Source organism: Vogesella indigofera, from assembly GCF_028548395.1.
GTDB lineage: Bacteria > Pseudomonadota > Gammaproteobacteria > Burkholderiales > Chromobacteriaceae > Vogesella > Vogesella indigofera_A.
The window spans coordinates 31,740-52,722 of sequence record NZ_JAQQLA010000006.1 but is presented as its reverse complement, the minus strand read 5'-3'; the positions used below and the strand labels follow the sequence as shown (position 1 = coordinate 52,722).

The window sequence follows — 20,983 nt, the reverse complement described above, 5'->3', positions numbered from 1 at the left end:
TTCAGTTCAATCTCATAGCAATTTTTTGGCACGCAAGTTCAAAGAAACATCGTTCCTAAGAATCATTGCAGTGCAAGTATTTGGCTTGGCCAGACACTTACACCTATCGGTTATTCGTTTTGTTAAAGAGCAGTGCTGAACCGCGTTTCGTTTGCGGCGTCAGCTGAGGAGGCGAACTATAGCGAAGCCGACCACCCGCGTCAACACCCCAACATGCACTTTCCAGCATCAAACCGGCAACCCCTTGATTTCACAAGAGCCCCACCACCAAGAAAAATGAAAAAGGTTGGCCGTCATGCTTGCGGCCAACCTTGGGCAACTCCGACAAACCGAGAAACTGGCTTAATCCGGCTTATTTACCGCGCAATTTGGCAAAAGCGGCGGCCATGGCACCACCGGTATTGTCCTGCGCCGCCGGCTTGGCACTTGAACGACGGTTATTGTCGCTGCGCCCGGCATCACTACGCACCGAGGCGCCGACTTCGTCGTCCAGGCGCATGGTCAGTGCGACACGCTTGCGCGGCACGTCGACCTCCAGCACCTTGACCCTGACCACGTCACCGGCCTTGACCACCTTGCGCGGATCGTCGATGAACTTGTTGGACAGCGCCGAGATGTGCACCAGGCCATCCTGGTGCACGCCGATGTCGACGAAGGCACCGAAGTTGGCGACGTTGGTGACCACCCCTTCCAGCACCATGCCCGGCTGCAGGTCCTTCAGGCTTTCTACCCCATCCTGGAAGGTGGCGGTCTTGAATTCCGGCCGCGGATCGCGCCCCGGCTTGTCCAGCTCTTTCAGGATATCCATCACCGTCGGCAGGCCGAAGCGTTCGTCGGTGTAGTCGCTGGCACGCAGTCCTTTGATGAACACCGAGTCACCGATGATCTGCTTTACCGCGCGCCCAGTCTTGCTGACGATCTGCTCCACCACCGGATAGGCCTCCGGGTGGACAGAAGAGGCATCCAGCGGGTTGTCGCCATTACTGATGCGCAGAAAACCGGCAGCCTGTTCGAAGGTTTTTTCGCCGAGACGGCTGACCTTGAGCAGTTCCTTGCGCGACTTGAACGCACCATTGGCATCGCGATGGGCGACGATATTGGCCGCCAGCGTACTGTTGAGGCCGGAGATGCGCGTCAGCAGCGGCACCGACGCCATGTTGACGTCGACTCCGACCGCGTTGACGCAGTCTTCCACCACCGCGTCGAGACTCCTCGCCAGCTGACTCTGGTTCACGTCGTGCTGGTACTGGCCGACACCGATCGACTTCGGGTCGATCTTCACCAGCTCGGCCAGTGGGTCCTGTAGGCGACGGGCGATCGACACCGCGCCGCGCAGGGAGACATCCAGCTCCGGAAATTCCTTGGCCGCCAGCTCCGAGGCGGAGTACACCGAGGCGCCGGCCTCACTGACCACGATCTTGGTCAGGTTTAACTGCGGGAAGGCCTTGATCACATCCTGCGCCAGCTTGTCGGTTTCACGACTGGCGGTGCCGTTGCCGATGGCGACCAGCTCGACCTGATGCTTGTGCGCCAGCGCGCCGAGAATGGCAACCGAGCGCTCCCAGTCACGGCGCGGCTCATGCGGATAGATGGTGGCGGTGTCGAGCAGCTTGCCGGTGTTGTCGACCACCGCCACCTTCACGCCGGTACGCAGACCGGGGTCGAGGCCGATGGTGGCGCGCGGGCCGGCCGGCGCCGCCAGCAGCAGGTCGTGCAGGTTGGCCGCAAACACCTTGATCGCCTCGGCGTCGGCGGCGTCCTTCAGCTTCGACACCAGCTCCAGCTCCAGCGACAGGAAAATCTTGGCGCGCCAGCACAGGCGCACACCGTCCAGCAGCCACTTGTCGGCGGCGCGGCCGGCGTCCTTGATACCGAACTGCGCGGCGATCAATTCTTCGTAGGCCGAGCGCTGTGTGATCGGCGTCTCGTCCGGCTGGTATTTCAGCGCCGCCGACAGGATGCCCTCGTTGCGGCCGCGCAAGAGCGCCAGCGCGCGGTGCGACGGCGTGGTTTTCAGCGGCTCGCGATGCGCGAAGTAATCGGCGAACTTGGCGCCTTCCTGCTCCTTGCCGGCGATCACCGCCGCCGCCAGCTCGCCCTCGTTCCACAGTTTCTCGCGCAGGCGGCCCAGCAGCGCGGCGTCTTCGGCAAAGCGCTCAATCAGGATGGCGCGGGCGCCGTCCAGTGCTGCCCTGGCATCGGCCACGCCCTGGTCGGCGGCGATGAAGCCCACGGCCAACGTTTCCGGCACTTGCGTCGGGTCGGCGAGCAGGCTGTCGGCCAGCGGCTCCAGCCCGGCTTCGCGTGCGATCTGCGCCTTGGTGCGGCGCTTGGGCTTGTACGGCAGGTACAGGTCTTCAAGCAGGGTCTTGTTGTCGGCGGCGTACAGCGCCGACTCCAGTTGCGGGGTGAGTTTTTCCTGCTCGGCGATGCTTTTCAGGATGGTGACGCGGCGGTCGTCCAGCTCGCGCAGGTAGACTAGACGCTCGGCCAGCAGGCGCAACTGGGTGTCGTCCAGGCCGCCGGTGACTTCCTTGCGGTAACGGGCGATGAAGGGCACGGTGGCGCCTTCGTCGATGAGATTGATGGTGGCGGTGACTTGCGCCTCGCGGACGGTAAGTTCCGTCGCGAGGCGGCTGGCGATACTTTTCAACATGCGGCGTTGTTCTTGTCGGAAAACAGAAGCCGCTACTGTAACGGCATACGCCGGAAAATCAAGCGGTGAGCGGCTGGCTCAGCCACGCCTGCGCCTCTTCCACCGTATTGAAGTACTCGGCGGGGACGCGGGTGAGCAGGCCGGACAGGTGCGCCGCCAGGCGAATCCAGGTGTCGTCGGCCACCACGGCAAAGCGACCGAATTCGTTCTCGTGGGCGCGCATGAAGCGAACCTCCTCCATCGCCATGTCCAGCGTGAAGTCCTTGATGCCGGACAGATCGAGCAGCACATCCGGTTTGCCGTGCTCGCCACTGCGCTTGAGCAGCGCTTCCTCGAACAGCTTGAAGTCGCCGAGCGTGAATTCGTTGTAGAGGGCAACGTCCAGACCGTAATCTTGTTCGCGGATGGAAATCATGGTGCGGCTCCTAGGTGAGAGTGGATTGAAGGGACTGGCATTCCGAATATTAGCGCCTGCCGGCCAGAATGCCGCTGACAATAATCAAGGCCATCGCCAGCAGCTCGCCGGCCCCCAGCCGCTGTTGCCACACCAGCGCACCGAACAGCGCGGAAAACACCACTGTCAGGTAGGACAGATTGGCGACTAGCAGCTTGCGGCCAACCTTGTAGGCGCGCGTCATCGCCAACTGCGCCACGGTAGCGGTGGCGCCAAGACCCAGCACCCACGGCAGATTGTCCGCGGTCAGCGGCTGCCACGGCCGCCCCAGCAGCAACAGGCCGCCGCCTAGCGTCGAGATCAGCGCAAAGTAGAATACCGTGCGCCACTCCGCCTCGCCGGCCTGCCCCAGTTCGCGCACGTGCAGATAGGACCAGCCGGCGAGCAGGCCGGAGCTCAGCCCCAGCAGCCCGGCCTGCCACGCGGCACCGTCAAAGGTTGGCCGCAACAGCAGCGTCACCCCGACAAAGCCGAGCAGCAGCGCCAGCAGCGCAGGCCGCGACAGTTTTTCTTTCAGCAGCAGCACCGACAGCAACGCCAAGAACATCGGCGAGGTGTAGTTGAGGGTTACCGCCGTCGATAGCGGCAGATGGCTGATGGCATAGAAGTAGGCCAGCAGCGAGGTATAGCCGATCAGGCCGCGCTTCAGGTGGCGCCCCAGCTGCGGCGTGGCGAAGCGCTGCCGCCGCAACAATGCCACGCCGCCCAGCAGCAGCACCGCAAACAGCGTGCGCCAGAACACCAGCGCCACCGTGTCCAGCGTCGCCGCGCCGAGCTTGACGAACACCCCCATCAGGCCAAAGCTGACCGCGGCCAGCACCATCCACAAGGTGCCGGCCATCTAGCGCCTCGCCGCCAGGATGCCGCTGCCGATGATCAGCGCCATGCCCAGCCAGGACAGCAAGGGCAGCTGCTGCTGGTGCAGGAACAACCCCATCAGCGCCGAGAACGCCACCGTCAGGTAGGCCAGGCTGGACACCACGAACTTGCGCCCTTCCTTGTAGGCGCGTGTCATCGCCAGCTGTCCGGCCAGCCCCATCAGCCCGACGGCGAGCATTTGCGCCAGCTGCACCCCGTTCAGCACATGGAAGCCGCCATTGAACAGCACTACCAGCAGGCCGAACAACGATGACAGGAAGAACAGCCAGAACACGGTGACCGACGGCCGCTCACCCAGCTCGCCCAGCTCGCGCACATGGAACAGCGCCAGCCCGGCACCAAGACCGGAGCCCAGCCCCATCAGCCCGGCGAACCACTGCCCGGCATCAAAGGTTGGCCGCAACATGCAGGCGATGCCGACAAAGCCCAGCGACAGCGCGAACCACACCGCCGGCGGCAGCCGTTCGCGGCGCAGCAGCACGCAGCATAGGGCAAAGGACAAGGAAGAGGTGTAATTGAGGGTCACCGCTGCCGCCAGCGGCAGCCGGCTCAGCGCGTAGAACAGCATCGCCATCGACAGGTAGCCGATCAGGCTGCGCCGCGCATGGGCGCCCCAGTGCGGGCTGCGCAAGGATTCGCCGCGTCGCCACATCAGCGGCAGCAGCACCAGCAAACCGATGAAGGTGCGATAGAACAGCACCTCGAACGCCGGCAGCGTGCTCGAACCCTGCGCCGCGAACAGGCTCATCAGCGCGAAGCACAGCGCCGCCACCACCATCCAGCCGGAACCGAGACGACTCATGCGCCCGCCTCCGCCTTCCGCGCCACCGCGAGGCCGAGACAGATATCGGCGAACACGCGCCGGTAGCGCGCATATTCCGCGGCGTTGGCACTACAGTGCGCCTTGATGTAGCGGCCATTGCCCTGCTGCTGCCACACCACCAGCTGCTGGCTGACGATCCAAAGCCCGTTCTGCACGTACAACCCTTCGCGATAGGACAGCACCAGCCGGCCGCGCAGGCGGTCGAGGCGTACCGTCTGCGCCGGTTCGCGCGTGTCGTCGGCGCGGCGATAGCGCGCCGCCAGACGGCTCAGCGGTTCCTTGCCGCGCAACTGTTGGCGGCTGACCTGCACCTGCACGCCGCCGCGCTCGCGGTCTTCCTGCCGCGGCGGCACGATGCGCAGCATCTCGTCGCTATGCGGCCGCACCTGCCACGCCGCCGGCACGTTGATGGTGACACCCAGGTAGGGATTGCGATAGGTCGCCGCCATGGCCAACCCGGAGAACAACACGGAAAACAGTACGCTCAATACAAATGGCATGATGGCCCGACAGACAAAAAAAGGCGCGGAAATCCGCGCCCTTTTATTGTGCCGCACAAAACACGGTCTTAGCCAGCCAGATGTTCACCCATCTGCCGACGATAGAACTCGTGGAAGTGCTGCATACCGTCTTCGGTCGGCGACTGGTACGGGCCGACCTCGCTCTCGCCACGCAGCCACAGCGCCTTGCGGCCCTCGTGCATACGCAGGCAGATCTCGTCGTCCTCGACCGCGGTTTCCATATAGGCCGCCTGCTCCGCCTCAATGAACTCCGGCTCGAACCACAGGATGTCTTCCGGGTAGTAGAACTCGGTGATCACCGTGCACTTTTCCGGGCCGCGCGGAATCACCACGCTGATCACCAGCACGTGCGGATACCACTCCACCATGATGTTCGGGTAGTAGGTCAGCCAGATGGCGCCGAATTCCGGCTGCTGGTCGGCGTAGCGCTTGATGACTTCTTCGTGCCACTTGCCGTACACCTTGCTGCCGGAGCGGGTCAGACCGTTCTTCACGCCCACGGTCTGCACGTGGTAGTGATCGCCCCACTCCCACTTCAGGTCGGCGCAATCGACGAAATTGCCGAGGCCCGGATGGAACGGATCGACGTGGTAGTCCTCGGAATAGACTTCGATGAAGGTCTTCCAGTTGAAGTCGTACTCGGTGGTCAGCGACTTGTGATAACCGTAGTTCTCGAAAGTCATGTGCCTGGCGACGCCGAGCTGCTCCAGGTCGCGGCCAACGTTGCGCTTGGCATCAAACAGCAAGCCCTGCCAGCGGGTCAGCTCGGTCTGGTTCAGATTCAGGCACGGCGTTTCCGGGAAGTGCGGCGCACCGATCAGCTGGCCGCCGTTGTCGTAGGTCCAGCCGTGCAGATTGCACACCATGTGGTTGCCGGTGCCACGCCCTTTATAGATCAGCGCCTGGCGGTGGCGGCAGACGTTGGAGATCAGCTTGATGTCGCCATCGACATTTTTCAGCATCTTGCCGTGGCCGAGCCAGTCCAGCGTGTGATAGTCGCCGGCATTGGGCACCATCAGCTCGTGGCCGTAATACTGCGGGGCATTGGCGAACAGGACTTGTTGTTCCAGCGCGTAGTACGCCGGATCAAAGTAGGTAAAGACAGGCAACTGCGCAGCAGAAGCTTTCAGCAACTGGGACGAAGCCAGATCAGACATTATTCCCACACCTCCGTGGAAGAAGATATAAGACCAGCCGAATCTCGCTCTTAACGAGTTTACGGAGTGCTATAAAAAACACTTGCCAGAACACGGACTTCCGTGATCCACCCAAGCGGTCAGGGGCGGGATTGTCGGCTAAATCCCCCCCCGGGGCAAGCACTTTTTAGCCGCACAATTGCGCTGGATCAGGCTTTTTGCAAAAGAATCCGCCATAGCCGGAATCTGATCAAATTACGCGGCAAAACCCTTTTCTATTCATTGTCTTGTCAAACGGCGGCCACATAATCAGCCCGCATCGGGCAACATCGGCAGCAAGGGAATCCCCGATGGTGCATTGCACCAAAATAGCGGATAATCCCCTGTTATCCATCAGTGTCCACGCCGGCGGCCAACCGCCGCCGGCGCAGGCGCAACAGCACCCCAATAAAAAGAACGCAACACCGGCACAGACCTCCATCAGACGTCTTCATGCTAACGGACCCGACATGACCAACCACACACTTGTCATCAACTGCGGCAGCTCGTCGCTGAAATTTGCGCTGATCGATGCCGCTAGCCAGCGCACCACCGTGACCGGCATTGCCGAAAAACTCGGCCTCGCCGACGCCTGCATCAGCTTCAAGCAGGACGGCAAGAAAGTTGAACTGACCCTGGCGCAAGGCGATCACGCCGGCGCCATGAAAGCGATCCTGTCCTACTTTGACGAGCGCGAGCTGACCGGCAGCGTGATCGCCATCGGCCACCGCGTGGTGCACGGCGGCGAGACCTTCAAGCAGTCCACCTTGATCGACGACAGCGTGATTGCCGCCATCGAGGACTGCGCCCGCCTCGCGCCGCTGCACAACCCGGCGCACCTGCTGGGCATCCGCACCGCCATGGCGTGCTTCCCCGGCCTGCCGCAAGTGGCCGTGTTCGACACCGCCTTCCACCAGAGCATGCCCGAGCAGGCCTACCTGTACGCGGTGCCAATGGCGCTGTACCGCGAGCACGGCGTGCGCCGCTACGGCTTCCACGGCACCAGCCACCGCTTTGTTACCGCCGAAGCCGCGGCCATGCTGGGCAAGCCGCTGGCGGAATCCGCCTTCGTCTGCGCCCACCTGGGCAACGGCGCCTCGGTCGCTGCGGTACTGAACGGCAAGAGCGTCGACACCAGCATGGGCCTGACCCCGCTGGAAGGCCTGGTGATGGGCACCCGCTGCGGCGACATCGACCCCGGCATCTTCGGCTACCTCGCCGCCGAGCTGAACACCGACATCCAGGGCGTGACCGACATCCTCAACAAGCAGTCCGGCCTGCTCGGCCTGTCCGAGCTGTCCAGTGACTGCCGCGAGCTGGAAGACGCCGCCGCCGCCGGCCATGTCGGCGCGCAGATCGCACTGGAAGTGTTCGCCTACCGCCTCGCCAAGCAGATCGCGGCGATGACGGTGGCGCTGGGCCGCCTCGACGCGCTGCTGTTTACCGGCGGCATCGGCGAAAACTCGCCGCTGCTGCGCGCCAAGGTGATCAAGCTGCTGGGCTTCCTCGGCCTCGCGCTCGATTCTGCGGCCAACGATGCCACCTTCCGCGGCAAGGCCGGCCGCATCACCCGCGACGGCAGCACCCCGGCGCTGGTCATCAACACCAATGAAGAGCTGATGATCGCGCTGGACACCGCCGTGCTGTGCGAGCCGGCGGCTTGAGGGAGCACGCGATGCATACTTTTCTGATCGCCCCGATCGGCGTTGACGCCGGCCTGACCTCGGTCTCGCTGGGTCTGATCCGCGCACTGGAGCAGGACGGCCTCAAGGTCGGCTTCGTCAAGCCGATCGCGCAGGGCAGCGACACCAGCGAGCCGGAACGCTCCACCCACTTCGCCCGTGAGCTGTGCCGCCTCAACGCGCCGGAGCCGCTGCCGATGGACCACGCCGAGCACCTGCTCAGCCAGGGCCAGCTCGACCAGCTGATGGAAGAGGTGGTGCACCTGTTCCAGCGCGCCTCCGCCGGCGTCGACGTGGTCATCGTCGAAGGCCTGGTGCAGGACCAGCAACGGGTGTTCACCACCTACATCAACAGCAAGATCGCGCGCACGCTGCAGGCGGAAGTGATCCTGGTCGGCGCCGCCGACCAGCTGCCCAGCCACACGCTGGCGGAACAGCTGGAGATCACCATCCAGGCCTTCGGCGGCCAGCCGCGACAGGTGGCCGGCTACATCCTCAACCGCCTGCGCCCGGGGCAGAACCCGGCCACGTTGGCCGCAGAGATCACCGAATCCAGCCGCCTGATCCAGAGCCGACGCATTGCCTGCCTCGGCGGCATCCCGTTCGAGCCGGAGCTGCTGGCGCCGCGCACGCTGGACGTGGCCAACTACCTGAAAGCCAAGCTGCTGCACGCCGGCCAGCTGACGCGCCGCCGCGTACGCAGCATCTCGGTGATGGCACGCTCGGTGCCGCACATCGTCGAGCTACTCAAGCCCGGCGCGCTGATCATCACCCCCGGCGACCGCGAGGACATCGTGCTCGCCACCGCGATGGCGACCATGAACGGCGTGCCGCTGGCCGGCCTGCTGCTGACCTGCGACGCCGAGCCGGACCCGCGCGTGGCGCAGCTGTGCCACAAGGCGTTCACCAGCGGCCTGCCGGTGCTGTCCATCGACACCAACACCCTGGAAACCGCGACCCTGATCTCGACCATGAGCCGCCAGGTGCCGGCCGACGACATGGAGCGCATGGAACGGGTGGTCGATTTCGTCGCCGAGCGCATCAGCACCAGCCAGCTGCGCCAGCGCATCGGCGAGCATCACGAGAAACGACTGTCGCCACCGGCGTTCCGCTACCAGCTGATGGAAAAGGCACGCCGCGCCGCCAAGCGCATCGTGCTGCCGGAAGGCAACGAGCCGCGCACGGTACGCGCCGCCGCCATCTGCCACGAGAAGGGCATCGCCCGCTGCGTGCTGCTGGGTGAACGCCAGGAGATCCTGCAGGTGGCCGAGGCGCAGGGCATCACCCTACCGGCCGGCATCGAGATCGTCGATCCCAACGAGGTCCGCGCCCGCTACGTGCCGCCGATGGTGGAGCTGCGCAAGAGCAAGGGCCTCAACGCGCCGATGGCCGAGCAGCAGCTGGAAGACAATGTGGTGATGGGCACCATGATGCTGGCACTGAACGAGGTTGACGGCCTGGTGTCCGGTGCCATCCACACCACCGCCAACACCATCCGCCCGGCGCTGCAGCTGATCAAGACCGCGCCGGAGGCCAAGCTGGTTTCCAGCGTGTTCTTCATGCTGATGCCGGACCAGGTCTATGTGTACGGCGACTGCGCGGTGAACCCGGACCCGAGCGCGGAAGAGCTGGCCGACATCGCCATCCAGAGCGCGGATTCCGCCGCTGCCTTCGGCATTCCGCCACGGGTGGCGATGATCTCCTACTCCACCGGCTCCTCCGGCAGCGGCGACGACGTGGAGAAGGTGCGCGAGGCCACCCGCATCGCGCGCGAGAAACGCCCCGAACTGCTGATCGACGGCCCGATGCAGTACGACGCTGCCAGCGTGGAGAGCGTCGGCCGCCAGAAGGCGCCGGACAGCCCGGTGGCCGGTCGCGCCACCGTGTTCGTGTTCCCGGACCTCAACACCGGCAACACCACCTACAAGGCGGTGCAGCGCTCCGCCGGCGTGGTGTCGGTCGGGCCGATGCTGCAGGGCCTGCGCAAGCCGGTGAACGACCTGTCGCGCGGCGCACTGGTGGACGACATCGTCTACACCATCGCGCTGACAGCGATCCAGGCCGACCAGTTCAGCCGCTAAACGCCCGCCGCACCACTCGCCAAGCCCGCCCGGTCATGCCTGCATGGCCGGGTTTTTTCATTGCGGCCAACCTTGCAAACCCCTGACGCAACAAAAGAAAGCACGGTTTCGGTGCTCGCTTGATGGTTTCAAACAACTGTTTTAGTATCAATCCCGCTTTATAAAAAACATAACGATAAAACGTGCCCGCGCCATCAGGCCACAGCGCACGACACAACGCGAGGAAACACAGATGTCTTTGAACAGCATCACCGAGTGGTTCATTCCGGACAGCGTCCGGCAATCCCCGGACACCCTGATCCGGGCCCGTACCGTCGCCAGTGTCGGCCTGCTGGCCGGCGCCATCGCCCCGCTGTTTGCCCTCTCCTACTTCAAGCTGCATCACCCGGCGATGGGCAGCGGCATCCTCGTCGGCGGCCTGGCACTACTGCTGGGTCCGTTGCTGCTCAAGCTCAGCGGCGCCTTGCGCCTTGTCGCCGAGTGCATCGTGTTGTCGATGTTCGGCATGGTCAGCTGGATGGTGTACGTCAACGGCGGCATTCTCTCCACCAGCATCATGTGGTTCGCCATCATCCCGTTTGCCGCCATCTTCGTCAGCGGCCGCCGCTCCGGCATCGTGTGGACGCTGCTCAGCTTTGCCATGATCGGCCTGATGTTCGCGCTCAGTGCCGCCGGCGACATCCCGACGTCGCCGATCCCGCACAGCGAGCTGCCCGCACTGCAGGCCAAATCACTGATCGGCCTGACGCTGGTGATCCTGGCGCTGGGGCTGTCCTACGAACGCGCCAAATCGCGCTCCTTCGAAAAGCTGGAATCGGCACGCGAGGAGGCGGAACGCGCCACCGCGGCGATGAAGCAGATGATGGCGCAGGTCACCCGCCTGCTCGACGCCGCCGAGAGCGAGAGCCGCGACATCGCCAGCAGCACCCAGCTGATGGCGCGCACCATGAGCGAGCAGCGCCACCGCGCCGACACCATGGTCGCCATCGCGCAGCAGATGGCGGTCACCACCAGCCAAAACACCGAGCAGTCGCTCAGCGCCACCAGCATGGCTGATACTGCCGGCCAGGCGGCCAGCGCCGGCGGTGCCGCGATGGACGCTGCGGTGCAGCAGCTGAACCAGGCCGGCACGGTCATCGCCCGCGCTGCGGAGCGCATGGAAGACCTCGGTCAGCGCAGCACCGAAGTGGGCGGCATCGTGCAGCTGATCCGTGACATTGCCGACCAGACCAACCTACTGGCGCTGAACGCGGCGATCGAGGCCGCCCGCGCCGGCGAGTTGGGCCGCGGCTTCGCCGTGGTCGCCGACGAAGTACGCAAACTGGCCGAGCGCACCCAAGGCGCGACGCTGGACATCGAGCAGAAGATCCAGCTGATCGTGAACGGCACCAACCAGGCGATCGAGGCGATCCGCGAAGGCAACGCGCAGATGCGCAGCGGCCGCGAGAACACCGTCGACGCGCAACAGCGGCTGTCCGGCATCATCGGCGACACCCACGCGCTGGTCGGCCTGCTGCGCCAGGTGTCGCAGGCGGAGCAGAGCCAGAACGACGGCTTTGCCCAGTTTGCCGGCGACATCAGCGCCGTCGGCGACGCCACCCGCAGCCTGTCCGGCGAAACCGACACCATCGCCCACGCCACGGTGCGGCTGGACCAGCTGATGGCGGAGCTGGGCGACAGCGTGCGCCAGTTCCGCGGCATCACCGCCTGAACTCAACGCGCCAAAACAAAAGCCGCCCGGCTGTTGCCGGGCGGCTTTTTCATTCAAATGTCTGCGGCCGCGCTCAGAAAGTGTTCACGATCTCGCACACTCACGCCAGACAAGGCGACACGGCTGAAGAAGCGGCGTTTATCCAGATATAAACCAGCAGGCCGAAGCCGTTTTCAATGTGGCGGCGCCCCGTTGCGATCAAGTTGCAGCAGATCCTGAACCGGTTCTCAGGCGCCGCACGCGGCGAAGCGCGCCTCCAGCAAGGCCGCCACCGCCGATTCGGCGTGGTGGCCGATGCGCAGCCCGTCCGGCACCTGTTGCCGCAGATGCAGGCTGGCATTGGCCATCAGGTGCGGGTGGCCGACCAGCTGCAGCATCTCGACGTCGTTCATCGCGTCGCCAAACGCCGCGCAATCCTGCGCCGCGATGTCCATGCCGGCCAGCAGCTGCTGCAGCGCCTGGCCCTTGCTCACCCCCGGCGCCATCACTTCCAGATAGCAATCCTGCGAATAGGTCAGCGCCAGCTGGCCGTCGAAGCGGTAGCGGATGTCCTGCTCCACCAGCCGCAGCCGTTCCGGCTCGCCGCAATAGATGATCTTGGCCACGTCGCGACCGTGGTAGTCGGCCAGGCTGGCGTGCACCTCGGCGCGATCGAGGTAGCCGTTGAGCGAGCCGGTGTAGCGGCATGCCAGCTTGCGGTCATCCAGATACAGCGCCAGCTCCACGTCGCGCACCAGCGCCGGCTGCACCAGCTTTTGTACCAGCGCCGGCGCCAGGTTGGCCGCCGCCAGCGGCGTGCCGTCCACCGCGTGCACCCGTGCGCCGTTGGCGCTGATCACGCTGATCGGCAGCTCGATACCGTTCAGCAGGAACTGTACGTCGCGGTAGTGGCGACCGGTGGCGATGATCAGCCGGCAGCCGGCGGCGTGGGCACGCTGCAAGGCGGCAACGCTACGCGGGGTGATACGGGATTCGGCATCCAGCAAGGTGCCGTCAAGATCGGTGGCAATGGCGCGGAACATGTCAATCTCCCCCAGAGAAAAAATGGCAACAACAGGCAAGATTGTGCACCAACACGAACAAACACGCAAACAATCACGCACAAACCAGCAGAAACAGCCCAAGGAACCGCGCCGCATTTGACCACGGCTGCACACTACTGCACGATATTGCCTGTTTTCAGCCAAGCTGCCCTCATGAACACCGAAGCACGCAAAGAACGTCCGCCGGCGATCGCCCTGCCCAGCGACCGCCACCAGTACATCCGCCAGCGCCTGCAGCAGGAAGGCCGCGTGCTGGCCGCCGAACTGGCGCAGACGCTGGGCGTGTCGGAAGACTCCATCCGCCGCGACCTGCGCGAGCTGGCCGCCACCGGCATCTGCCAGCGCGTGTACGGCGGCGCCATCGCGATGACACCCAATACCGGCAGCTTTATCGAGCGCAGCCACGAGAACGTGGCGCGCAAGGCAAGGTTGGCCGCAGCGGCGGTGCGCCTGCTGCAACCAGGGCAGTTCGTGTTCCTCGACGCCGGCACCACCAACCTGGAAATCGCACGCGCGCTGCCGGACATGCCGCTGACGGTGGCCACCAACTCGATCCCGATCGCCGCGGTGCTGTTCGGCCGTAGCCAGTTCGAGGTGCTGGTGATCGGCGGACGCATGGATCACCGCGTCGGCGGCACGCTGGGCAGCATCCCGACGCTGGCGGTGCAGGACATGCGCCCCGACGTGTGCTTTCTCGGCACCTGCTCGGTGGACATCGAACTGGGCGTCGGCACCACCCTCGCCGAGGAAGCCGCGTTCAAGCGCGTGCTGGTCAGCCAGTGCAACCAGATCGTGCTCGCCGTCACCAACGAGAAGCTCGGCACCGCCTCGCCGTTCGCGGTGGCCGGCATGCGCGACATCGGCCGGCTGGTGATCGAGGCCGACGCCGAACCACACAAGCTGGCCAGCCTGCAGCACAGCGGCGTGCCGCTGCTGATCGCCGACTAGCGTCTGTTGCAGCGCGGCAAACGCTGGCCGCCGGCCGGTGCAGCCGCTACACTGGCGGCCAATTTTCTGACTGGATTCCGCCATGCTGCTCAAAGCCCTGCGCCTCGTGCTCGGTAACACCATTGTTGCCGCCGACTACCTCACCCGCCCGCGCAAGCTGCGACGCGACGCCGCCAGCCAGCAGCGCGTCGACGCCGCCGCGGCCGGACTGGCGCTGTACCAGTTCCGTGCCTGCCCGTTCTGCGTCAAGACCCGCCGCGTGCTGCACCGCCTCAACGTGCCGGTGGCGCTGCGCGACGCGAAAAACAACGCCACCCACCGCGACGAGCTGCTGCAAGGCGGCGGCAAGATCCAGGTGCCGTGCCTGCGCATCGAACAGGACGGCAAGGTGCAGTGGCTGTACGAATCGAAAGCCATCCGCGGCTATCTGGAACAGCACTTTTCTGCCTGATGACCCGGGCGGGCCACCCCCGGCCCGCCCGTCTCTCCCCCCATGCCACTCTGCTATACTGTCGCCCTTTTGCAGCCCGCTCTTTAGAAGCCACGCATGACCACCACCGCCACACCCGCCGCCCTGAAAGCCGCCCTGTCCACCTGTCTGCTGCGCGACCGCCAGCCGCTGAAACGCAAGCTGCAGGATGTCGAGCAGCGCCTGCGCAAGAACCAGCCGTCGGACAAACTGCTGCAGGACATCGCCGCGCAGATTGCCCGCTCCGCCGGCCGTGCCGCCGTGCGCGCCGAGCACCGGCCGCGGCCAAGCTTTGACGACGCGCTGCCGGTCAACCAGAAGCTGGACGACATCAAGGCGGCGATTGCGGCCAACCAGGTGGTGATCATCTGCGGCGAGACCGGCTCCGGCAAGACCACGCAGCTGCCGAAGATCTGCCTGGAGCTGGGGCGCGGCGTGTACGGCCTGATCGGCCACACCCAGCCGCGCCGCTTGGCCGCACGCTCGGTGGCGACCCGCATCGCGCAGGAGCTGGGTTCGGAGCTGGGCACCCACGTCGGTTTCAAGGTGCGCTTCAACGACAAGCAGTCGGAACGCAACGTGATCAAGCTGATGACCGACGGCATCCTGCTGGCGGAAACACAGACCGACCGTTATCTGGAAGCCTACGACACCATCATCATCGACGAGGCGCACGAACGCAGCCTCAACATCGACTTTTTGCTCGGCTACCTGAAACAGCTGCTGCCGCGCCGGCCTGACCTCAAGATCATCATCACCTCGGCCACCATCGACGCCGACCGCTTCGCCCGCCACTTCGACGACGCGCCGGTACTGGAAGTGTCCGGCCGTACCTACCCGGTGGAGGTGCGCTACCGGCCGCTGAAGCAGCGCGACGAGGACGAGCGCGAGGTGGAGATGGAAGACGCCATCGTCGACGCCGTCGACGAAATCTCGCGTCACGGCGCCGGCGACATCCTGGTGTTCCTGCCCGGCGAGCGCGAGATCCGCGACACCGCCGACAAGCTGCGCCGCAGCGGCATCCGTCACTACGAGATCCTGCCGCTGTTCGCGCGGCTGTCCAACGAAGACCAGCAGAAGATTTTCAAGCCGTCCGGCGGCCGCCGCATCGTGCTGGCCACCAACGTGGCCGAGACCTCGCTGACGGTGCCGGGCATCAAGTACGTGATCGACACCGGCCACGCGCGCATCAAGCGCTACAGCCCGCGCGCCAAGGTCGAGCAGCTGCAGGTGGAGAAAATCTCGCAGGCCGCCGCGCGCCAGCGTGCCGGCCGTTGCGGCCGGATCGAGGCCGGCGTCTGCGTGCGCCTGTACGCCGAGGACGACTTCAACGCCCGCCCGGCGTTTACCGATCCCGAAATCGTGCGCTGCAGCCTGGCGGCGGTGATCCTGCGCATGGCCGCGCTGCGGCTGGGCAAGGTCGACGAATTCCCGTTCATCGAACCGCCGTCCAGCCGCCTGATCGCCGACGGCTACCAGGTACTGCAGGAGCTGGGCGCGGTGGACGAGCAACTACAGCTGACGCCGGTGGGCACCGAGCTGGCGCGCATTCCGGTCGACCCCAAGGTTGGCCGCATGCTGCTGGCCGGGCGCGAACACCACTGCGTGCGCGAGGTGCTGATCATCGCCGCCGGGCTGTCGATCCAGGACCCGCGCGAGCGACCGTTCGAGGCGCGCGAGGCCGCCGACCGAGCGCAGGCACGCTTCAACGACGAGAAGTCCGACTTCCTGTCTTACCTGCACCTGTGGGACTTCTTCAGCAACGCGCTGGCCAACAAGACCAGCAACCGCCAGCTGGTGAACCTCTGCCACGAGCACTTCCTGTCGCACCTGCGCCTGCGCGAGTGGCGCGAGCTGCACGCGCAGCTGGCCGACATCGCCAGCGAGCTGAACCTGATCGAGAAAGACAAGGCGCATGCGCCGGCCGCTGCGGCCAACCTTGAGACCACGCCGAAAAAACGCGCGCAGGCCGACGCCGTGGCCTACGAGAAGCTGCACAAGGCGCTGCTCACCGGCCTGATCGGCAATATCGGCATGAAATCGCAGGAGAGCGACGACTACACCGGCGCGCGCGGCGGCAGCTTCCTGGTATTCCCCGGCACCGGCCTGAAAAAGGTGCGCCCGAAATGGATCGTCACCGCCGAGCTGGTGGAAACCACCAAGCTGTACGGTCGCTGCGTGGCACGCATCGAACCGGAGTGGGTGGAGGCCGTCGCGCCGCACCTGGTCAAGCTGCACCACTTCGAGCCGCACTGGGAAAAGTCGCGCGGCGAGGTGGTGGCCAGCGAGCGGGTGACACTGTTCGGCCTGACGCTGATCGCGCGCCGCCCGGTCAGCTACGGCCGCATCGCGCCGGAAGAGGCACGCGAACTGTTCATCCGCGGCGCGCTGGTGGCGATGGAGTACGTCAGCAATGCACCGTTCTTCCAGCGCAACCAGCAGCTGATCCGCGAGGTGGAGCAGCTGGAACACAAGGCGCGGCGCCAGGACGTGCTGGTGGACGAGGACGCGCTGTACGCGTTCTACGCCGAGCGCCTTGCGGCCAACGTAGTCGACGCCGCCAGCTTCGAGGCGTGGCGCAAGGAAGCGGAACAGCAGAACCCGAAAATCCTGTTCCTGACCCGCGACGAGCTGATGCGCCACGCCGCCGAGCACGTGTCGGAAAACCAGTTCCCGGAATGGCGCGAGCTGGCCGAGAGCCGCTGCCGCCTGCGCTACCGTTTCGAGCCGAACCACCCGCTGGACGGCGTCACCATCGACCTGCCGCTGGCGGTGCTCAATACCCTGCAGCCAGCGGAGTTCGAATGGCTGGTGCCGGGCATGATCCGCGAAAAGCTGCAGGCGATGATCAAGGGCCTGCCGAAGCAGATCCGCCGCTGCTGCGTGCCGGTGCCGGATTTCGTGACCCAGTTCCTGCTGAGCAACCCGGACACCCAGCAGCCGATCGCGCCACAGCTGGCGCACTTCATCCTGCGCCACACCGGCGGGCTGAAGGTGGATCCGCTGGAATTCGCTACCATGGAACTGCCGTCACACCTGCTGTTCAACTTCCGCATCGTTGACGATGGCAAGCAGGAAATCGGCATGGGCCGTGATCTGCTCGCGCTGCAGAAGCAGTTCGGCCAGGCGGCGCAGCTGACCTTCCGTGACACCAGCGCCGAGTTCGAGCGCGACAATGTCGAGGCGTGGGACTTTGGCGAGCTGCCGCAGGCGATCCAGTTCGCGCGCGGCCGCCAGCAGCTGACCGGCTTCCCGGCGCTGACCATCGAGACCGACGCCAAGGGCGAACGGGTGGCGATCCGCCTGTTCGACACCGAGACTGCGGCCAACCTTGAGCACCGCCGCGGCGTGGTGCGCCTGCTGCAGTACCAGTTGAAGGAGCACATGAAGCAGCTGAACAAGGGCCTGCCGGGCATGACCCAGCTTGGCTTGCAGCTGCGCAACGTGTGCAACGTCGACGAGCTGCTGCAGGACGCCATCACCGCCATCTGCGACCGCGCCTTCATCGGCGACGACGACGCGCCGCGTACCGAGAAGGCGTTCAACGAACAGAAGGCGCGCGCCCGCACCCGGCTGCCGGCGGTGACACAGGCGGTGACCAGCTACCTGAACCAGATCGCCGCCGAATACCAGGTGCTGCTGCCCAAGCTGCAGAAGCACCGCCTCGGCTTTGATCTGACGCAACAGCTGGGCCGACTGGTGTACAAGGGCTTCCTCACCGCCACGCCGTGGAGCCAGCTGCCGCAGCTGCCGCGCTACATGAAGGCGATGAGCCTGCGCATGGACAAGCAGCCGGCCAACGCGCAGCGCGACGGCCAGCGCGGCGCCGAAATCCGCGACCTGTGGCAGAAATGGGAAGCGCGCATGGCGGAAGAAAACGAGCGCGGCGGCGCCAGCTTGGCGTTGCAACAGTTTCGCTGGCATATTGAGGAGCTGCGCGTCGGCCTGTTTGCCCAGGAGCTGAAGACGCCGTACCCGGTATCGGTGAAGCGGCTGCTGAAACTGTGGGACGAACTGCCGAAAAACCTGCGCTGATCACGCTAGCGGGCGGCAGCCGTACGCTGTCGTCAGCGTCGCGGCGGCTCCTGCGCCGGACAACACCATAACAAGACAATTCGCACCCACACACTGATGCGTCATCACAAGGGCCGGGCTCGCAGCTTATGAGTGAGATAACAACTACCAGATTGAGTGCCAGTCACGTCATCGTCGGCAAGGAATTGCAGATGGACGTGTACCACAAGAGCGGCGTGCTGCTGGTCAAGCGCGGCCACTACGTGCTGACCGAAGAACAGAAACAGCGACTGCTGGACAACGGCGAAATCAGCAAGGACGCCAAGATGGCCGCCGCCGAGCGCGAGCTGCGCGAACGCCGCGAAAAGCAGCAGGAGCAGCAGCGCAAGGAGCGCGAAAACCGCGGCCGCAACCCGCTGGTGGAGATGGACAGCTTGGCGCACAAGATGCGCGGCCTGCTCAATCACTACTTCCACGTCAGCGAGTTCGAAGCGCAAGTGACGCAGGTGGCGCAGCGGCTGGCCACGCTGGCCGAGCAGCAGCCGGACGGGCTGATCGCCTCCTGCCTGCTGGTGCCGTTCCAGGACTACGGCAGTACCCACAGCCTGCACACCGCCGCCATCCTCGCGGTACTGGGGCGGCGCCTGAAACTGCCGGCCGACGAGATGCAGGTGCTGCTGTGCGCGGCGCTGACCATGAACATTTCCGCCACCCAGCTGCACAGCGAGCTGACCAAGCAGCAGGCCAAACTCAGCAACGAGCAGCAGCAGCAGATGTACGGCCACCCGCTGCTGTCGTCTGCGCTGCTGCGCGATCTGGGCGTGGAAAACGAGCGCTGGCACCTGCTGGTGCAACAGCACCACGAGGAATGGAACGGCGCCGGCTATCCCTACGGCCTGAAGAAGGAAGAGATCGACCCCGGCGCGCACCTGATCCGCCTCACCGACGTGCTGACCTCGCTGCTGATCAGCCAGGCGCACCGCGCCGGACGGCTGCCGTCGATCGCGCTGGCACGGCTGTACAAGGGCGAATTCAGCGAGTTCGATTCGCGTTTTGTCGCGCTGCTGATCAAGGAGCTGGGCATCTACCCACCGGGCAGCTTCGTGCGCCTCGCCAACCAGGAAATCGCCATCGTTACCCACCGCGCCGCCGACGGTAACAACACCCAGCCGCGCGTCGCCAGCGTGCGCGCCGCCAACGGCGAGGTGTACGGCGAACCGATGCCCCGCAACACCGGCCTTACCGACTACGCCATCAGCCAGCCGGTGTCGCCGCAGGAAGCCGGCGTGCGCCCCGCCTTCCTGCTGAAGCTGTGGAACACCTGAAGCGCTGACCCGGCGCCGGCCGTCATGCCGGGCCGAAAACGACAAAAGGTTGGCCGCAACACGCTTGCGGCCAACCTTTTCGTTTTCACAGCGGCAACGGCGCCCTGCTCCCTTGCGCCGCTGAGGCGGGTCAGAAGCGATCCAGCTCCTTCTCCGACGCCTCGAACACACTGCCGGCCGCGCCGACGATCTTGTCGTCGGGACGGATGATGGCCAGGTTCTTGTCCGGGTACGGCAACTGCCACAGGAAATGGCGCAGGCAGTTGAGACGGGCGCGCTTCTTGTCGTCGGACTTGATCACCGCCCACGGCGCGTCACCGGTATCGGTATGGAAGAACATCGCCTTCTTCGCCTCGGTGTAGTCGTCCCATTTGTCCAGCGACTGGATGTCGATCGGCGACAGCTTCCAGTGCTTCAGCGGATCGTCACGGCGCGAGATGAAGCGGCGCAGCTGCTCCTCGCGGCTGACCGAGAACCAGAACTTGAACAGGTGAGTGCCGCTGTTGACCAGCATGCGCTCCAGCTGCGGTGTCTGGCGCATGAACTCCAGGTACTCCTGCGGCGTGCAGAAGCCCATCACCCGCTCCACACCGGCACGGTTGTACCAGCTGCGGTCAAACAGCACCATCTCGCCGGCGGTGGGCAGGTGCTGGATGTAACGCTGGAAATACCACTGCCCGCGCTCCTGCTCGGTCGGCTTTTCCAGTGCCACCACCCGTGCGCCGCGCGGGTTGAGGTGCTCCATGAAGCGCTTGATGGTGCCGCCCTTGCCGGCGGCGTCGCGCCCTTCGAACAGCACCACGATCTTCTGCCCGGTTTCCTTGACCCAGTTCTGCACTTTCAGCAGCTCGACCTGCAATGCGGCCTTCTGCCGTTCGTAATCGTCGCGCTTGATGCGGCTGCGATACGGAAAATCCGCCGGCAACGGCGCGCTGGTGCTGTCCTCGATGCTGCCGTGCGGCGCGTGGGCCACCTGCAGCGCCACCGGCGCATGGCTGATGGCCTCGATTTCCCGCGCCGCCGCCTCGCGCGCCTTGGCCACCGCGCTGCGGCGCCGTGCCGGTGCCGGCTTTTGCGGCTCGGCGGCCACGTTATCGGCTTCGTGATTGAACGGCTGTTCCTTGCTGTTTTCGTCATTCATTGTGCGACTCTTTACGGTGGGGTGACACGAAACATGCTACGCCCCTGCCATTGTCAGCGTC

General features: G+C 65.2%; 15 protein-coding genes. 7 read left to right on the top strand and 8 right to left on the bottom strand.

Features of this window, described 5'->3' with window-relative positions:
* Positions 1-352 precede the first annotated feature (352 nt).
* The 6 genes from PQU89_RS12160 to PQU89_RS12135 all read right to left on the bottom strand — a co-directional run bounded on the left by PQU89_RS12160 (position 353) and on the right by PQU89_RS12135 (position 6,490).
* Positions 353-2,656 (bottom strand): Tex family protein, encoded by a 2,304-nt coding sequence (locus PQU89_RS12160; RefSeq protein WP_272766080.1) that lies wholly within the window; start codon positions 2,654-2,656, stop codon positions 353-355.
* A 58-nt stretch (positions 2,657-2,714) separates the two neighbouring features.
* Positions 2,715-3,071: a SpoIIAA family protein gene (locus PQU89_RS12155; protein WP_272757630.1), complete on the bottom strand. Its 357-nt coding sequence runs from the start codon at positions 3,069-3,071 to the stop codon at positions 2,715-2,717.
* Positions 3,072-3,120: 49 nt separating this feature from the next.
* Positions 3,121-3,951: a DMT family transporter gene (locus PQU89_RS12150; RefSeq protein WP_272766079.1), complete on the bottom strand. Its 831-nt coding sequence runs from the start codon at positions 3,949-3,951 to the stop codon at positions 3,121-3,123.
* Positions 3,952-4,791 carry a DMT family transporter gene (locus PQU89_RS12145; RefSeq protein ID WP_272757632.1) on the bottom strand — a complete coding sequence of 280 codons (840 nt, stop codon included), beginning with the start codon at positions 4,789-4,791 and terminating at the stop codon, positions 3,952-3,954.
* Positions 4,788-5,312, bottom strand: a complete 525-nt coding sequence (locus PQU89_RS12140; protein ID WP_272766078.1) for a hypothetical protein — start codon at positions 5,310-5,312, stop codon at positions 4,788-4,790. Before PQU89_RS12140 ends, PQU89_RS12145 begins: the two co-directional genes overlap by 4 nt.
* 68 nt (positions 5,313-5,380) lie before the next feature.
* Positions 5,381-6,490, bottom strand: a complete 1,110-nt coding sequence (locus PQU89_RS12135; protein WP_272766077.1) for an aromatic ring-hydroxylating oxygenase subunit alpha — start codon at positions 6,488-6,490, stop codon at positions 5,381-5,383.
* Positions 6,491-6,978: 488 nt separating this feature from the next.
* Here PQU89_RS12135 and PQU89_RS12130 point away from each other — a divergent pair, with 488 nt between their 5' ends.
* The 3 genes from PQU89_RS12130 to PQU89_RS12120 all read left to right on the top strand — a co-directional run bounded on the left by PQU89_RS12130 (position 6,979) and on the right by PQU89_RS12120 (position 11,982).
* Positions 6,979-8,172: an acetate kinase gene (locus PQU89_RS12130; RefSeq protein ID WP_272766076.1), complete on the top strand. Its 1,194-nt coding sequence runs from the start codon at positions 6,979-6,981 to the stop codon at positions 8,170-8,172.
* An 11-nt stretch (positions 8,173-8,183) separates the two neighbouring features.
* Positions 8,184-10,271 carry a phosphate acetyltransferase gene (pta, locus tag PQU89_RS12125; protein ID WP_272766075.1) on the top strand — a complete coding sequence of 696 codons (2,088 nt, stop codon included), beginning with the start codon at positions 8,184-8,186 and terminating at the stop codon, positions 10,269-10,271.
* Between the two features lie 232 nt (positions 10,272-10,503).
* A complete protein-coding gene (locus PQU89_RS12120; RefSeq protein ID WP_272766074.1) occupies positions 10,504-11,982 on the top strand; it encodes a methyl-accepting chemotaxis protein in 1,479 nt (492 codons plus the stop codon).
* Between the two features lie 227 nt (positions 11,983-12,209).
* Here the strand turns inward: PQU89_RS12120 and PQU89_RS12115 are convergent, their stop codons facing one another.
* The gene (locus PQU89_RS12115; protein WP_272766073.1) at positions 12,210-13,004 is read right to left on the bottom strand and encodes a Cof-type HAD-IIB family hydrolase; all 795 of its coding nucleotides are present in this window, start codon (positions 13,002-13,004) and stop codon (positions 12,210-12,212) included.
* A gap of 174 nt (positions 13,005-13,178) precedes the next feature.
* On the opposite strand from PQU89_RS12115, the gene PQU89_RS12110 reads away from it, so the two are divergent.
* The 4 genes from PQU89_RS12110 to PQU89_RS12095 all read left to right on the top strand — a co-directional run bounded on the left by PQU89_RS12110 (position 13,179) and on the right by PQU89_RS12095 (position 19,781).
* A complete protein-coding gene (locus tag PQU89_RS12110) occupies positions 13,179-13,973 on the top strand; it encodes a DeoR/GlpR family DNA-binding transcription regulator (RefSeq protein ID WP_272766072.1) in 795 nt (264 codons plus the stop codon).
* An 82-nt stretch (positions 13,974-14,055) separates the two neighbouring features.
* Positions 14,056-14,424, top strand: a complete 369-nt coding sequence (locus PQU89_RS12105) for a glutaredoxin family protein (protein WP_272766071.1) — start codon at positions 14,056-14,058, stop codon at positions 14,422-14,424.
* Between the two features lie 96 nt (positions 14,425-14,520).
* The gene (gene hrpA, locus PQU89_RS12100; protein WP_272766070.1) at positions 14,521-18,477 is read left to right on the top strand and encodes an ATP-dependent RNA helicase HrpA; all 3,957 of its coding nucleotides are present in this window, start codon (positions 14,521-14,523) and stop codon (positions 18,475-18,477) included.
* A gap of 152 nt (positions 18,478-18,629) precedes the next feature.
* The gene (locus PQU89_RS12095; protein WP_272766069.1) at positions 18,630-19,781 is read left to right on the top strand and encodes an HD-GYP domain-containing protein; all 1,152 of its coding nucleotides are present in this window, start codon (positions 18,630-18,632) and stop codon (positions 19,779-19,781) included.
* 130 nt (positions 19,782-19,911) lie between these two features.
* On the opposite strand, the gene ppk2 is transcribed toward PQU89_RS12095, so the two are convergent.
* Positions 19,912-20,922, bottom strand: a complete 1,011-nt coding sequence (gene ppk2, locus PQU89_RS12090; RefSeq protein ID WP_272766068.1) for a polyphosphate kinase 2 — start codon at positions 20,920-20,922, stop codon at positions 19,912-19,914.
* Positions 20,923-20,983 lie beyond the last annotated feature (61 nt).